Genomic DNA, 16005 nt, shown 5'->3' with positions numbered 1-16005 from the left:
AAATTTTTGAGGAAATAAATTTTATGGCTGAAAAGGGAACATTGAGGCTAAACAAAGTATTAAGAGAGCTAAACATTTCATTGGATAGGGCTGTTGAATTTCTGGCTGCTAAAGGTCACGAAGTAGAGGCACGTCCTACAACCAAAATTACTAATGAAGTGTATGAGGTTCTCTTGGGCGAATTCCAGACCGATAAGAGTAAGAAGGTAGCTTCTAAAGAGGTAGGGGAAGAGAAAAGAAAAGAAAAGGAAGCTATCCGAAAAGAATTGGAAAAAGAACAGGAGTTAAAACGCCAAACAGAGCAAAAGAGCGAGGTGATTAAGGCTAAAGCTGAATTATCCGGTCCTAAAACTGTTGGTAAAATTGATTTGGATTCGGATAAAAAATCCGAACCTAAAGAGGTTGAACCTGTTAAAGCCGAAAAAGAAACTGTTCCACAGCCGAAAAAAGAAGAGGTTAAAGAAGAGGTTAAGCAAGAAGAAAAGCCGCAGCCTAAAGAAGAAAAACCGAAAGCTCCCGAGGCTGAGAAAATTGAGACTCCTCAAAAAGAAGAAGTTCCTCAACCTAAAAAAGAGGTACCTCAGGCTAAGAAGGAGGAACCTAAAAAAGAGGAAGAGCCCGCTTCAAAGGTAGAAGAGAAGAAAGAAGTTAAGCCTGTAATAGAAAATAAGCCTGAGCCTAAAAAGCAAGAGGCGCCAAAAGAAAAAAAGGAAGAGGTGAAAAAAGAAGCTCCTTCAAAACCTGTAGCTCCTGAAACTGCTAAACCGGCAGAGGGAAATGAAGAGGAAGCAGGGGTTATTGAAACAAAGTACAAGAAGCTATCTGGGCCTAAAATAACAGGTGAGAAAATTGACCTTTCTCAGTTCAATAAGCCTAAGAAGAAAAAAGAAACTCCTAAAAAGGGTGGTGATTCTAAAGATGCTACGGCTAAGAAGAAAAGACGAAGAATTACCAAAGAAAGCCCTGTTCAAAAGTCGAAATTTGGACAACAAGGCGGTAATAAGTTCCAGGGGAAAGACAAGAAAAAAGGTGGAAAACGTCCGGTTAAACGAGTAGAAAAAGTTGAACCTACAGACGAAGAAATCCAAAAACAAGTACGTGAGACACTTGAGAAACTTCAAGGGAAAACTCAAAAGTCTAAAGGTGCTAAATATAGAAGAGAAAAAAGAGACTCTCACCGTCAAAAATCAGAACAAGAACAAGCGCAACAAGCTGCAGAAAGTAAAGTACTTAAGGTAACTGAGTTCGTTACTGTAAGTGAAATTGCTACTATGATGGATGTGCCTGTAACCAAAGTGATTGGTGCATGTATGTCTCTCGGAATCATGGTAACCATGAATCAGAGGCTTGATGCTGAGACCTTGTCGATTGTAGCGGAAGAGTTTGGATATAAGGTAGAGTTTGTAACTGCCGAGATAGAGGAGTCTATTGAAGAAGAACCGGATGCAGAAGAAGATCTTAAACCAAGAGCTCCGATTGTTACAGTGATGGGTCACGTTGACCACGGTAAAACATCCTTGCTTGATTATGTTCGTAAAGAGAATGTGATCGCTGGAGAAAGTGGTGGAATTACCCAGCATATCGGTGCCTACAGTGTGTCTCTGGATAATGGACAAAAAATAACGTTCCTGGATACTCCTGGTCACGAAGCCTTTACGGCCATGCGTGCTCGTGGTGCACAAGTAACGGATTTAGCAATTATCGTAATTGCTGCTGATGATGATGTGATGCCACAGACCAAGGAAGCTATTAGCCATGCCCAGGCAGCTGGAGTTCCGATAGTGTTTGCTATTAATAAGGTTGATAAGCCAACGGCAAATCCTGATAAAGTAAAAGAAAGCCTGGCTAATATGAATTTATTAGTGGAAGACTGGGGAGGTAAAGTACAATCTCAGGATATTTCTGCTAAAACTGGTGCAGGAGTTAAAGAATTACTTGAAAAAGTATTGCTGGAAGCTGAATTATTAGAGCTGAAAGCTAACCCGGAAAAATTACCGGTAGGTACAGTTGTAGAGGCCTATCTTGATAAAGGACGAGGTTATGTAGCTACAGCACTGGTACAGGCGGGTACGCTTGAGATTGGAGATTATGTTCTGGCAGGTACGTGTAGTGGTAAGGTGAAGGCTATGTACGATGAACGTGGAAATGAAATTGAAAAAGCAGGACCTTCAACACCAGTATCTATATTAGGTCTGGATGGTGCGCCTCAGGCTGGTGATAAATTCAATGTGTTTGAAGATGAAAGAGAGGCTAAGCAAATTGCCACCAAGAGAACACAGTTGTTGAGAGAGCAGTCAGTTCGTACACAACGTCACGTTACACTTGATGAGATTGGAAGACGTATCGCATTAGGTGACTTTAAAGAACTTAATATCATTATCAAAGGTGATGTGGATGGTTCTGTAGAAGCGCTTACTGATTCATTCCAGAAACTATCAACAGATGAAATCCATATCAATGTAATCCATAAAGGAGTTGGTCCGATTACAGAATCTGATGTGTTATTGGCTTCTGCCTCTGATGCGATTATTATCGGGTTTAATGTAAGAGCTATGGGTAATGCAAGAATAGTTGCTGATAAAGAAGAAATAGATATCAGAACCTATTCTATTATCTACGATGCCATCAATGACCTTAAAGATGCGATGGAGGGTATGCTTTCTCCGGAGATGAAAGAAGAGGTTACTGGTAATGCTGAGATTCGTGAAACCTTCAAGATATCTAAAGTGGGTACCATTGCAGGTTGTATGGTGACCGATGGTAAGATCTACAGAAACTCAAGAATACGTCTAATCAGAGATGGAGTGGTGATCTATAGTGGAGAATTAGCTTCCTTAAAACGATTTAAAGATGACGTTAAAGAGGTGTCTAAAGGTTACGACTGTGGATTGCAGGTTAAGAATTACAACGATATTAAAGAAGGAGATATCGTTGAAGCTTATCAAGAGGTTGCAGTTAAGAAAAAGCTGAAGTAGTAGGGAGTCCTAATAATATATATAAGATAAAAAAAGCGGTAATTTTAATTACCGCTTTTTTTTGGTGTCAAAATAAAGGCGCTTGGAAATTCTTTTCTGACCTCGGTAAGGAATTTGTCGGCCTCCAGGCGATTTCTGAATCTTCCCGCTCTTACTTTATAATTCGGAGTTTCAAAGACGATCTCACAAGGAATATTCTCAAATTTACCATTAAAGGTAGTCCTTGCTTTTTGAGCATCGCTCAAAGAACCGGTATAAATTTGAATTCGTAACCTTCCGTTGCTAATTTCACTTTTATTTAGCTCTTTTTTTGCGGCCATTAATTGGTCTACCCGAGGGTCTTTATTTATGCTGATTTTTCCTTCTTGTGCAGAAGAAATATGTGAAGCGGCTAGACTAAAAAACAGAGTGACAGCTAGATAGTTTATTTTTAAAATGTTCATATTTCCTGATGTTTTGTGCAAAAGTAATTTTATCTTGTAAATGATAACGAATAAATTTATTTAGAATTGTTATAAATTAGTTGTTAACGCTTCTCTAACATTTCTGAAATCGACTCTAAGTCGTATTTTTGTGTCCGAATTTAACGGAAGGCTTTTTGGCGGTCTTCTTTGAGTAGAGTAAAAATCGTGCCAAATTAAGATTGATAACACGTATTTTAATATGAAAAAGGTGGTACACCGTAATTCAACTTCTAGAATTTTAGGTATCGGATTAGCGCTAATGCTAATGTTCTCAACTTCTCTTTTCGCGCAAGATGGTGATCCTGCTAAGGGAAAGCAGTTGTTTAATGCTAATTGTGCGGCATGTCATAATCTTGATAGAAAGATGACAGGTCCAGCACTACGAGGTGTTGGAGACAAGTATGAAAAACAGTGGTTGTATGATTGGATTCACAATAGTGCAGCTATGGTAAAGGCTGGGGATCCTCAGGCTGTTGCTGTTTTTGAAGAGTATAATGGTTCGCCAATGACGGCGTTCCCTCAGTTGTCTGAAGAGGATATCGATAATATTATAGCTTATGCAATGGAACCGAAGCCGGAGCCGGCACAACCAGCAGCAGGTGCTGTTGCGGATGCTGGTGCAGCAGGAGGTTCTTCAGGGTTTTCAAATAATGTAATCCTGGCAGCTTTAGTGCTTGTGTTCGGAGTGCTTGTAGTGATGCTTTACTTAGTTAATAAAACTTTAAAGCGTATCGCTGAAGCAAACGGAATCGAGTTTGAGAAAGCTGAAAAGCGTCTGCCTATCTGGAAGGCTTTTGTGAAAAATCAGTTTTTAGTATTGGTTTCTTCAATTGCATTGTTGTTAATAGGTGCGTATTTCGCCTATGGTTATATGATGCAGGTTGGGGTTGATCAGGGTTACATGCCTGTGCAGCCAATTCACTTCTCACATAAAATTCACGCTGGAGATAATAAGATAGATTGTAAGTATTGTCACTCTTCAGCCAGAGTTTCTAAAACTTCAGGTATTCCTTCTTTGAATGTTTGTATGAACTGTCATAAGAATATTATGGAGTATACCGGGGAGGAAGATTTAGCGAATGGCTATACAAAAGATTTCTATACTGGAGAGATTCAAAAGCTTTATAAGGCTGTTGGATGGGATGCGAATAACCAGCAGTATACTGGTGAATCAGAGCCTGTGAAATGGGTGCGTATCCATAACCTTCCTGATTTTGTTTATTTCAACCACTCACAGCACGTATCAGTTGCTGGGGTAGAGTGTCAGAAATGTCACGGTCCTGTGGAAGAGATGGAAGTGATGTATCAGCACGCTCCTTTAACTATGGGATGGTGTATTGAGTGTCACCGTGAAACAGATGTGAAGATGGATGGTAATGAATACTATGAGAAGATTCACGAAGAATTATCTAAAAAATATGGTGTAGAGAAGCTTACGGCTGCGCAGATGGGTGCTTTGGAGTGCGGTAAGTGTCACTATTAATAAATTATTAAAGAAGCTAATTTCAATAATAACATGGCGTCAAACAAGAAATACTGGAAAAGTGTCGAGGAGCTGAATAGTGATAGCTCTATCGTTGAAACGCTTAAACAGAATGAGTTTGTACAGGAGATTCCGGTAGATGAATTTTTAGGCGATAAAGAAAATCTTGATTCGTCTTCAACTTCTCGTCGAGACTTCTTAAAATATGTCGGATTCAGTACTGCAGCTGCTACGCTAGCTGCTTGTGAAGGTCCGGTGAAAAAATCAATCCCTTACGTGGTGCAACCAGAGCAAATACGTCCTGGTGTAGCAAATTATTATGCGACAGCAATTGCAAACGGTTATGATTTTGCAAGTGTATTGATAAAAACCAGAGAGGGGAGACCAATCAAAGTAGAGAATAATGCGGATGCTAAAGTAGGTGGAGGTGCAAATGCACGTGTACATGCTTCAGTGTTGGATTTATACGATAGCCTGCGAGTGCAGTCGCCTAAATCTGAAGGAGCTAATGTTACCTGGGAAGATTTGGATGCTGCTGTGGTTAAAAAGCTTAACGGGTTGTCAGCAGGAGGAAAACAAATTGTTTTGTTGACTCAGACTTTTGCGAGTCCTTCTACCTTGAAATTGATCAATGAATTTTCACAGAAGTATGGTAATGTAAGTCATGTTACATATGATGCGGTAGCCGAAGATGCTGCTTTGAATGCGTTCGAAGCGAAGTATGGAGTTAGAGCACTCGCTGATTATGATTTCTCAAAAGCTGAAGTAATCGTTTCTTTTGGAGCTGATTTCGTAGGTGACTGGCAAGGCGGAGGATATGAGTCTGGATATGCTAAAGGGCGCGTTCCTGCAAAAGGAAAAATGTCTCGTCATATTCAGTTCGAGTCTAATATGTCTTTGTCTGGTGCTAATGCTGATAAGCGTGTTGCTTTAACACCTTCACAGCAGAAGAAAGCCCTTGCTAAGTTTTACGGATACTTGAGTGGTACTTCAGTGGCTGTAGACTTGCCTGAAAATATAGATGCTGCATGTAAGAGTGCTGCGGAACAAGTGAAGGCTAAAGGGTCTAAAGCGGTCGTGGTAACTGGAATTCAGGATGAGAACGCTCAAGGTCTCGTTTTAGATATTAATGAAATGTTGTCTAGTACAGCTTTCGATAAGGATGCGCCTAAATTACTGAGACAAGGGAATGCCAAGGCAGTAGCTGGTTTGGTAGCGGATATGAAAGCTGGAAAAGTTGGTGCGCTTATTATGAGTGGTGTCAATCCAGCCTATACTTTACCTCAGGCTAATGAGTTTACAGAAGGTTTAAAGAATGTTGATTTGTCAGTTACTTTCTCAATGAAGGAAGATGAGACTTCAGCATTAACAACATATGTTGCTGCAGCTCCTCACTACTTAGAGTCGTGGGGTGATGTAGAAATTAAGAAAGGTCATTTTGCGCTGACTCAGCCGACAATCAGACCTTTATTTGATACACGTCAGTTTCAGGATTCATTATTAAAATGGATGGGAAGTGATGTGGCTTATTACGATTACCTGAAATCTACATGGGAAGCCTCTGTGTTAGGCGGTGTTTCTTGGAACAAAGCGTTGCATGATGGTTACTTCGTAGGTGGGCAGTCAGTAATGGCAGATCAGGATGCCGTTGATCAAATGGTAGCAGCTCCGGTTAATGGAGAGGCTGATGATAAAGAGGTTGCCGGAGAGGTAACGGCTGCATCAGTTGGTAGTATGTTAAGAGCATTAGCGAATACTCCTGAGACAGGAATGGAGCTTGTGTTGTACACTAAAACCGGTATGGGTGATGGTCAGCAAGCTAACAACCCTTGGTTGCAAGAGTTTCCTGATCCGATTTCAAGAGTTTCTTGGGATAACTATTTAACGGTTTCTAAGGCTGATGCTGAAGTAATGGGACTTGAAAATTGGCATGTAGCCAATGGTGCGCTTAACGGTAGTTATGTTAATATTACCGTGAATGATGTGGCGATTAAGAACGTTCCTGTGATAATTCAGCCAGGTCAAGCTAAAGGTTCAGTAGGTCTTTCGTTAGGTTACGGAAGAACCAATGGACTTAAGTCTGTGATGCAAACAGGTGTTAATGCCTATGCCTTATATCACGGATTTAATAGTGTACAAAATGTATCGATAGAAAAGGCTGGGGGAGAGCATGAGTTTGCTTGTATCCAGTTGCATAATACATTAATGGGTAGGGGAGATATCGTAAAAGAAACTACCCTTGAGATCTTCAATACGAAAGATGCCAAAGAGTGGAATCACATGCCACAGGTATCGTTAAATCACCAGGAGACCCCTGTAACATCTCCGGATGTTGACTTGTGGGATGAGTTTGATAGAACGGTAGGGCATCATTTTAATTTGTCGATCGACTTGAACGCTTGTACCGGATGTGGTGCTTGTGTGATAGCATGTCACTCAGAAAATAACGTTCCTGTAGTAGGTAAAGCAGAAGTTAGAAAATCAAGAGATATGCATTGGTTGCGTATCGATAGATATTATTCTTCTGAAGAAACTTTCGCAGCTGATAACGATAAAAAAGATAATATTTCTGGAGTAGGAAGCTCAATGAGTGAGTTTGGTGAAATGGAAGATCCTGCGGCCAATCCACAAGTAGCATTCCAGCCGGTAATGTGTCAGCACTGTAACCACGCACCTTGTGAAACTGTTTGTCCTGTAGCGGCAACTTCACATGGTCGTCAGGGTCAAAACCACATGGCTTATAACCGTTGTGTTGGTACTCGTTATTGTGCTAATAACTGTCCTTATAAAGTTCGTCGTTTTAACTGGTTCTTATACAATAACAATGACGAATTTGACTTCCACATGAATGACGATTTAGGAAGAATGGTATTGAATCCTGATGTTGTTACTCGTTCTCGTGGTGTAATGGAGAAATGTTCTATGTGTATCCAAAAGACACAAAAAACGATTCTTGATGCAAAACGCGAAGGAAGAGAAGTGAAGGACGGAGAATTCCAAACAGCTTGTTCTGCTGCATGTGGTACTGGAGCAATGGTATTTGGAGACGTTAACGATAAAGAAAGTAAGGTTGCTGAATTGAAAGATAGCGACCGTATGTATCACTTATTAGAGCATGTTGGAACAAAACCTAATGTGTTCTACCATGTAAAAGTGAGAAATACAAACGAAGCATAATTTAAATTACTAATACAAGAAACAATTATATAAGGATATGGCGTCGCATTACGAAGCACCTATACGTAGACCCTTAGTAACCGGAGATAAAAGCTATCACGATGTAACTGTAGATGTTGCAAAACCGGTTGAAGGAAGAGCAAACAAGCAGTGGTGGATTGTTTTTTCAATTGCTATGGTAGCATTTCTATGGGGGTTAGGGTGTATTATTTACACCATTTCAACAGGAATAGGAACCTGGGGATTAAACAAAACAGTAGGATGGGCCTGGGATATTACCAACTTTGTATGGTGGGTAGGTATCGGTCACGCAGGTACACTGATCTCTGCAGTATTACTTTTATTCCGTCAAAAATGGAGAATGGCAATTAACCGTTCTGCAGAGGCAATGACAATTTTCTCTGTTGTTCAGGCAGGATTGTTCCCGATCATTCACATGGGTAGACCGTGGTTAGGGTATTGGGTACTTCCAATTCCAAACCAATTTGGATCGCTATGGGTTAACTTTAACTCACCATTACTTTGGGACGTATTTGCGATTTCTACCTATCTTTCTGTATCATTAGTATTCTGGTGGACAGGTTTACTACCGGATTTTGCAATGATACGTGATAGAGCGGTGAAGCCATTCCAAAAGAAAATATACAGCCTTATCAGCTTTGGATGGAGTGGTAGAGCAAAAGACTGGCAACGTTTTGAAGAAGTTTCATTGGTATTAGCCGGTTTAGCTACCCCACTTGTACTTTCTGTACACACCATCGTATCCTTTGACTTTGCTACCTCGGTTATTCCAGGATGGCATACCACGATCTTCCCTCCATATTTCGTTGCAGGGGCGATCTTCTCAGGTTTCGCAATGGTAAACACCTTACTTATTATCATGCGTAAGGTTTGTAACTTAGAAGACTATATCACTGTACAACATATCGAGTTGATGAATATCGTAATCATGATTACGGGTTCAATCGTTGGTTGTGCTTATATCACAGAGCTTTTTATAGCTTGGTATTCTGGAGTTGAGTACGAACAGTATGCCTTCTTAAACAGAGCTACAGGACCTTATGCTTGGGCTTATTGGGCGATGATGACATGTAACGTTTTCTCACCTCAGTTCATGTGGTCTAAAAAATTAAGAACTAGTATCATGTTCTCTTTCATTATCTCTATTGTTGTAAACATTGGAATGTGGTTCGAGCGTTTTGTAATTATCGTTACATCACTACACCGCGATTACCTTCCATCTTCTTGGACAATGTTCTCACCAACATTTGTAGATATTGGAATTTATGTGGGTACTATAGGATTCTTCTTCGTGTTGTTCCTTCTTTATGCAAGAACATTCCCTGTAATTGCGCAGGCAGAAGTGAAGACTATTTTGAAATCATCTGGAGAAAAGTATAAAAAATTAAGAGACGGCAACCATGAGTAATAAAGTTGTACAAGCCTTATATAATGACGATGATGTACTATTAAGTGCTGTTAAAGAGGTTAAAGCGGCCCATCATCATATCGAAGAAATTTACACGCCATTTCCTGTGCACGGTTTAGATAAAGCCATGGGACTGGCTCCAACAAGAATTGCTATTGCAGCATTCTTATATGGATGTCTGGGATTAACAGTTGCTATCACAATGCTTAATTTTATTATGATAGAAGACTGGCCTCAGGATATCGGAGGTAAACCAAGTTTTAGTTTCCTTGAGAATTTACCGGCTTTCGTTCCGGTAATGTTCGAACTAACGGTTTTCTTTGCTGCCCACTTAATGGTTATTACTTTCTACTTAAGAAGTAAATTATGGCCGTTCAAAGAAGCTGAGAATCCTGATGTAAGAACCACAGACGACCATTTCTTGATGGAAGTTTCATTGCACGGAAATGAAGATGAATTAACTGCATTGTTAAACAAAACAGGAGCAGTTGAAGTTAAAATATCTGAAAAGCATTAATATAATGATGAAGAGCTTTGTTAAAATAGGAATTGTTTTTGGTATGGCTGCATTAATTACCTCTTGTGCAGACGAGTCTAGACCTAATTATCAGTTTATGCCAAATATGTACGAGTCTGTTGGTTACGAACCTTATCAGGAATCAAGCGCTTTCCGTAATGGAGTAGAAGCGCAGTTGCCGGCCGAAGGAAGCGTAAACCGTGGTTGGATGCCATACGATTATCCGGATACTGAAGAAGGATATCTGGCAGCTAAAGCCAACTTGTTAAGTCCATTAGATTCAACGAATGTTGAGGCTGATATGGCTAAAGGAAAAGAATTATTCGGAATCTACTGTTCTGTATGTCATGGAGACAAAGGAGATGGACAAGGAACATTAGTAAAAAGAGAGAAGTTCTTAGGGGTTCCTAATTATGCTGATAGAGAAATTACAGAAGGAAGTGTATATCATGTTATCTACTTTGGTAGAAATTCAATGGGCTCACATGCTGCTCAGCTGAATGAAAAAGAAAGATGGCAGGTTACTTCTTATGTAATGAAGCTAAAAGGAGACTTAACAAAATAAATAATAGAATTTAAGGATATATTGTTTTAGATATGTACACGTTTTCAAGTAAATTAAGGACTGGTGCTTTTGTTTTGATGATACTTGGTCTGTTGGCCTGGGGTTACGGATATATCTCCGCACCTGCTACGGTAGAAGAAGCTAAAGCTATGGTTGCTGACGCACATCATGGAGATGGTCACGGTGAAGAAGCTTCACACGAAACTGCAGCACACGATGCGCATGCCGCTGAAGGTCATGCCGAAGATCATAGTGCTCATGATGAACACCTGTTACACCAGTTGCAAAATAAACCATGGGCAGCCTTGTATGTTGCAGCATTCTTCTTTATGATGATTTCATTAGGGGTGCTTGCATTTTATGCTATTCAAAGAGCTGCACAGGCCGGTTGGTCACCTCTTTTATTTAGAGTCATGGAAGGTATTACAGCATACTTATTGCCAGGTGCAGTAATCGTATTTGTAATACTTGCACTTTCAGGAATGCATTTAAATCATCTGTTTATTTGGATGGATCCGGAAGTAGTAGCAGAAGATGAATTGATTCAGGGTAAGACCGGATTTTTGAATGTGCCTTTCTTTTTAATCAGAGCTGCGATATACATTGCAGGATGGGTTGCTTACAGACATTTCTCTAGGAAGTTCTCTATCGCCCAGGATACTGCAGAAGATAACAGTAACTTTAAAAAGAACTTCAGGTTATCAGCTGGTTTCCTTGTATTCTTCCTGGTATCTGAATCTATGATGTCTTGGGACTGGATTATGAGTGTAGATCCGCACTGGTTTAGTACATTATTCGGATGGTACGTATTCGCTAGTATGTTTGTTTCAGGTATCACCGTTATAGCCTTAATATCAATTTACTTGAAGTCTAAAGGATATTTAGAACAGGTTAATGATAGTCACCTACATGACCTTGCTAAATTTATGTTCGCAATTAGTATATTCTGGACGTACCTATGGTTCTCTCAGTTTATGTTGATTTGGTACTCGAACATTCCGGAAGAGGTAACTTATTTCGTAACCAGATTAGAAGATTATAAACTTCCGTTCCTTGGAATGTTAGTGATGAATTTTGTCTTCCCATTATTGGTGTTGATGAATAGCGATTATAAACGCGTTAACTGGTTTGTGGTAATGGCAGGTATCGTAATCCTTCTTGGACATTACATAGATGTATATGTAATGATCATGCCAGCTACTGTAGGTGATCAATGGTATATCGGAATAGCCGAAATAGGAGCAGTATTGTTCTTCTTAGGACTGTTCATATATGTTGTGTTTAGTGCGCTTACTAAAGCACCACTAACACCGAAGCGCAACCCATTTATTGAAGAAAGTAAACACTTTCATTATTAATTAGAAATTAAATAGTAAACAGGAAATAATAACATGACTGCTTTATTAACTATTATAGTTCTCGTACTGGTAGCCATAGCCATTTGGCAAATGACCAAGATATTTGAATTGTCTCAACCAAATACAGACAATTCTCAAATTGCAAGTGATAAGGATAACAAGCTTAACGGCTACCTGATGTTCGGCTTCTTAGCGTTCATCTATGTATTAACCATTTACTCATTGTGGAAATGGGGTGGCGTAGTTCTGGGTACACCTGCTTCAGAGCATGGTAAAGACTACGATAATTTAATGCTTATTTCATTGGTGTTAATTTTTATCGTTCAGTTCATCACTCAGGCTTTACTGCACTACTTCGCTTATAAATACAGAGGAGAGAAAGGTAAAAAAGCATTGTTCTTTGCAGATAATGATAAGTTAGAGTTTATCTGGACTATTATTCCTGTGATCGTTCTTGCAGCCTTAATTCTTTACGGTCTTTATACCTGGACCACCGTAATGGATGTGAGTGAAGATGATGATCCGATTGTTATCGAATTGTATGCACAACAGTTTAACTGGAAAGCAAGATATGCCGGACAGGATAATGTGCTTGGGGATGCAAACGTTCGTTTAATTGATATGGATAAGGCTAATATCCTAGGTTTAGACGAATCAGATCCTAATGGACAGGACGATATTATCTCAACGACTGAAATTCATATACCGGTAGGTAGAAAAGTGTTGTTCAAAATGAGATCGCAAGATGTTTTGCACTCTGCGTACATGCCTCACTTTAGAGCTCAGATGAACTGTGTACCTGGTATGATTACCCAGTTTGCCTTTACCCCAACTGTAACGACTGAAGAAATGAGACAGGATCCGGGTATTGTTGAAAAATATAAGAACATTAATAAGCTTAGAGCTGAAAATGCACAGGAAGTTCTCGACAGAGGACAAGAGGTAAATGTTGAGTTCGATTATATCTTACTATGTAACAAGATATGTGGTAAATCGCACTATAACATGCAAATGAAAATTGTAGTGGAGACTGAAGAAGAGTATAAAGAGTGGTTAAGCCAACAGAAGACCTTCGGAGAGTCATTACAATAATTATAAGTAAAAATTACGAATAACGATTTTATATAAATAGATAAAGATTATGTCAGCAACAGCACACGATCACGGGCATCATCATAAAGAAACTTTTATTTCTAAATACATTTTTAGCCTTGATCATAAAATGATCTCTAAACAGTATTTAATTACTGGTTTGATCATGGGATTCATCGGTATTGCAATGTCATTATTGTTCAGAATGCAAATTGCATGGCCTGGGGAATCGTTTCCAGTGTTTGAGGCTTTGTTAGGGAAATGGGCTCCTGATGGAGTTATGGATGCAGATATCTACCTGGCATTAGTTACAATGCATGGTACCATTATGGTATTCTTTGTATTAACAGCAGGATTAAGTGGTACCTTTAGTAACCTTTTAATTCCATTACAAATTGGGGCAAGAGATATGGCATCTGGTCTTTTGAATATGATCTCTTACTGGTTGTTCTTCTTGTCAAGTGTTGTGATGGTGATTTCTCTGTTTGTTGAAGCAGGTCCTGCAGCAGCAGGTTGGACCATCTATCCGCCGCTTAGTGCCTTGCCAATGGCTCAAGGAGGTTCTGGTGCCGGTATGACACTTTGGTTAGTTTCAATGGCAATCTTTATTGCTTCTTCATTGTTAGGTTCTCTTAACTATATCGTTACGGTACTTAACCTGAGAACAAAAGGGATGTCAATGACAAGATTACCATTAACGATCTGGGCATTCTTTATCACTGCAATTATCGGTGTAGTTTCTTTCCCGGTATTATTGTCTGCAGCATTATTGTTAATAATGGATAGAAGTTTTGGTACATCATTCTTCTTATCAGATATATTTATTCAAGGTGAAGTTTTACATTATCAGGGAGGTTCTCCGGTATTGTTCGAGCACCTATTCTGGTTCTTAGGTCACCCTGAAGTATATATCGTTATTCTACCTGCAATGGGTATTGTATCAGAAGTAATGGCAACCAATGCTCGTAAACCAATCTTTGGATATAGAGCGATGATTGCATCGATATTAGCTATTGCATTTTTATCAACGATCGTTTGGGGTCACCACATGTTCGTGTCTGGTATGAACCCGTTCCTAGGTTCGGTATTTACCTTCACAACTTTATTGATTGCGATTCCATCGGCAGTAAAAGCATTTAACTGGATTACTACCCTATGGAAAGGTAACCTGCAATTCAACGTAGGGATGTTATTCTCTATCGGAATGGTTTCAACCTTTATCACAGGTGGTTTAACAGGTATCATATTAGGAGATAGTGCGTTAGATATTAACGTTCACGATACTTATTTCGTAGTGGCTCACTTCCACTTAGTAATGGGTATTTCTGCAATCTACGGACTATTCGCAGGTGTATATCACTGGTTCCCTAAGATGTTCGGTAAAATGATGAATAAGAATTTAGGATATGTACACTTCTGGTTAACAGCTATTGCAGCATACGGAGTATTCTTCCCAATGCACTTTGTAGGGATGGCTGGTTTACCAAGACGTTACTATCAAAATACAGCGTTCCCAATGTTTGACGACCTTACTGATATTCAGGTTGTGATGACTTCATTCGCCTTGTTAGCAGGATTAGCGCAGTTGGTGTTCGTATATAACTTCATACATAGTATCTTCTACGGGAAGAAAGCAACTCAAAACCCTTGGGATGCTACCACACTTGAGTGGACTACCCCTGTTGAGCATATTCATGGTAACTGGCCTGGTGAAATTCCGGAAGTACACAGATGGGCTTACGATTACAGTAAGACGAATGAAAATGGAGAATACGTTATAGCCGGACAAGATTATGTTCCGCAAACGGTACCATTACAACCCAATGAAGAAGAATTGAATCATTAGAATATTTATTCTTTTAATATAAAGCCCTTTCAGTTTTGAAAGGGCTTTTCTTTTTGTCTTATATTTGCCGTGTATGAACGAGTATTTAGACCCTACAGGAGAACAGTTTTCTCCGGAAGAAGTGGATATAGAAAAAGCCCTGAGGCCCCTTTCTTTTGATGATTTTACAGGCCAGGATCAAGTCCTTGAAAACCTTAAAATTTTCGTAGAAGCGGCTAACCTCAGAGGTGATGCACTCGACCATACCCTTTTCCATGGCCCTCCCGGACTTGGGAAAACTACCCTGGCCCACATACTGTCAAACGAATTGGGTGCAGGAATTAAAGTAACCTCCGGCCCCGTCCTTGATAAGCCCGGAGACTTGGCAGGTTTGCTGACAAATCTAGAAGACAGAGACGTTCTCTTCATAGATGAAATTCACCGTCTTAGTCCTATCGTAGAGGAGTACCTCTATTCGGCTATGGAAGACTACCGTATCGATATTATGATCGAAAGTGGTCCGAATGCCAGAACCGTCCAGATAAACCTGAATCAATTTACCCTGATAGGAGCAACTACCCGCTCAGGGTTGCTTACAGCTCCAATGCGTGCCCGTTTTGGAATTAGTAGCAGACTACAGTATTACACAACTGAACTGCTCGCAGATATCGTACAAAGAAGTGCCGCTATTCTTAAAGTGCCTATCTCTATGGAGGCCGCAATTGAAATTGCAGGAAGAAGCAGAGGTACGCCACGTATTGCAAATGCATTACTAAGAAGAGTTCGGGACTTTGCCCAAATCAAAGGCAACGGTAAAATAGATATTGAGATTGCTAAGTATGGCCTAAAAGCACTCAACGTTGATGCCCATGGTTTGGATGAAATGGATAATAAAATCTTGTCTACGATAATCGATAAGTTTAAAGGAGGTCCTGTAGGTATTACAACCCTGGCAACCGCGGTTTCGGAAAATGCTGAAACTATCGAGGAAGTTTATGAACCTTTTCTTATTCAACAGGGCTTTATCATACGAACACCTCGTGGTAGAGAAGTTACCGAGCAGGCGTATAAGCATCTGGGTCGCATTAAAGGTGGTGCCCAGGGAGGCCTGTTCTAAATT

The 16005-nt window shown here is 39.9% G+C and carries 11 protein-coding genes; 10 read left to right on the top strand and 1 reads right to left on the bottom strand.

Annotated features, from left to right (window positions below; genetic code table 11):
- The first annotated feature begins 23 nt into the window (after positions 1–23).
- Positions 24–2975: a translation initiation factor IF-2 gene (gene infB / locus BM361_RS15035; RefSeq protein ID WP_074979909.1), complete on the top strand. Its 2952-nt coding sequence runs from the start codon at positions 24–26 to the stop codon at positions 2973–2975.
- Between the two features lie 44 nt (positions 2976–3019).
- Here the strand turns inward: infB and BM361_RS15030 are convergent, their stop codons facing one another.
- The gene (locus BM361_RS15030) at positions 3020–3418 is read right to left on the bottom strand and encodes an SPOR domain-containing protein (RefSeq protein WP_074979908.1); all 399 of its coding nucleotides are present in this window, start codon (positions 3416–3418) and stop codon (positions 3020–3022) included.
- Positions 3419–3638: 220 nt separating this feature from the next.
- Between BM361_RS15030 and BM361_RS15025 the strand changes: the two genes are divergently transcribed.
- The 9 genes from BM361_RS15025 (at position 3639) to ruvB (ending at position 16002) form a co-directional block, all read left to right on the top strand.
- A complete protein-coding gene (locus tag BM361_RS15025) occupies positions 3639–4922 on the top strand; it encodes a c-type cytochrome (protein ID WP_074979906.1) in 1284 nt (427 codons plus the stop codon).
- Positions 4923–4955: 33 nt separating this feature from the next.
- Complete coding sequence (locus tag BM361_RS15020; RefSeq protein WP_074979905.1) at positions 4956–8099, top strand: TAT-variant-translocated molybdopterin oxidoreductase; 3144 nt, start codon at positions 4956–4958, stop codon at positions 8097–8099.
- A 37-nt stretch (positions 8100–8136) separates the two neighbouring features.
- On the top strand, positions 8137–9528 hold the full coding sequence (gene nrfD, locus BM361_RS15015; protein ID WP_038266810.1) for an NrfD/PsrC family molybdoenzyme membrane anchor subunit: 1392 nt from the start codon (positions 8137–8139) through the stop codon (positions 9526–9528).
- Entirely contained in the window at positions 9521–10045 is a 525-nt protein-coding gene (locus tag BM361_RS15010; RefSeq protein ID WP_038266807.1) for a DUF3341 domain-containing protein, read from the top strand. Before nrfD ends, BM361_RS15010 begins: the two co-directional genes overlap by 8 nt.
- 7 nt (positions 10046–10052) lie before the next feature.
- A complete protein-coding gene (locus BM361_RS15005) occupies positions 10053–10610 on the top strand; it encodes a c-type cytochrome (protein WP_038266804.1) in 558 nt (185 codons plus the stop codon).
- Positions 10611–10642: 32 nt separating this feature from the next.
- Positions 10643–11968, top strand: a complete 1326-nt coding sequence (locus BM361_RS15000; RefSeq protein ID WP_038266801.1) for a hypothetical protein — start codon at positions 10643–10645, stop codon at positions 11966–11968.
- A 33-nt stretch (positions 11969–12001) separates the two neighbouring features.
- On the top strand, positions 12002–13060 hold the full coding sequence (locus tag BM361_RS14995; RefSeq protein WP_038266797.1) for a cytochrome c oxidase subunit II: 1059 nt from the start codon (positions 12002–12004) through the stop codon (positions 13058–13060).
- Positions 13061–13109: 49 nt separating this feature from the next.
- Positions 13110–14906 (top strand): cytochrome c oxidase subunit I, encoded by a 1797-nt coding sequence (locus tag BM361_RS14990; RefSeq protein WP_038266794.1) that lies wholly within the window; start codon positions 13110–13112, stop codon positions 14904–14906.
- Positions 14907–14979: 73 nt separating this feature from the next.
- Entirely contained in the window at positions 14980–16002 is a 1023-nt protein-coding gene (gene ruvB, locus BM361_RS14985; protein WP_074979903.1) for a Holliday junction branch migration DNA helicase RuvB, read from the top strand.
- The last annotated feature ends 3 nt before the right edge of the window (positions 16003–16005 follow it).

This window comes from Zhouia amylolytica, assembly GCF_900116365.1.
In the GTDB taxonomy this organism is placed as follows: domain Bacteria; phylum Bacteroidota; class Bacteroidia; order Flavobacteriales; family Flavobacteriaceae; genus Zhouia; species Zhouia amylolytica.
This window is presented reverse-complemented; position numbering and strand designations above follow the sequence as displayed.

What these genes read in the sequence shown, in the direction of transcription:
- infB (WP_074979909.1), top strand. Translation starts at nt 24, where the DNA reads ATGGCTGAAAAGGGAACATTGAGGCTAAACAAAGTATTAAGAGAGCTA.
- BM361_RS15030 (WP_074979908.1), bottom strand. Translation starts at nt 3,418, where the DNA reads ATGAACATTTTAAAAATAAACTATCTAGCTGTCACTCTGTTTTTTAGT.
- BM361_RS15025 (WP_074979906.1), top strand. Translation starts at nt 3,639, where the DNA reads ATGAAAAAGGTGGTACACCGTAATTCAACTTCTAGAATTTTAGGTATC.
- BM361_RS15020 (WP_074979905.1), top strand. Translation starts at nt 4,956, where the DNA reads ATGGCGTCAAACAAGAAATACTGGAAAAGTGTCGAGGAGCTGAATAGT.
- nrfD (WP_038266810.1), top strand. Translation starts at nt 8,137, where the DNA reads ATGGCGTCGCATTACGAAGCACCTATACGTAGACCCTTAGTAACCGGA.
- BM361_RS15010 (WP_038266807.1), top strand. Translation starts at nt 9,521, where the DNA reads ATGAGTAATAAAGTTGTACAAGCCTTATATAATGACGATGATGTACTA.
- BM361_RS15005 (WP_038266804.1), top strand. Translation starts at nt 10,053, where the DNA reads ATGAAGAGCTTTGTTAAAATAGGAATTGTTTTTGGTATGGCTGCATTA.
- BM361_RS15000 (WP_038266801.1), top strand. Translation starts at nt 10,643, where the DNA reads ATGTACACGTTTTCAAGTAAATTAAGGACTGGTGCTTTTGTTTTGATG.
- BM361_RS14995 (WP_038266797.1), top strand. Translation starts at nt 12,002, where the DNA reads ATGACTGCTTTATTAACTATTATAGTTCTCGTACTGGTAGCCATAGCC.
- BM361_RS14990 (WP_038266794.1), top strand. Translation starts at nt 13,110, where the DNA reads ATGTCAGCAACAGCACACGATCACGGGCATCATCATAAAGAAACTTTT.
- ruvB (WP_074979903.1), top strand. Translation starts at nt 14,980, where the DNA reads ATGAACGAGTATTTAGACCCTACAGGAGAACAGTTTTCTCCGGAAGAA.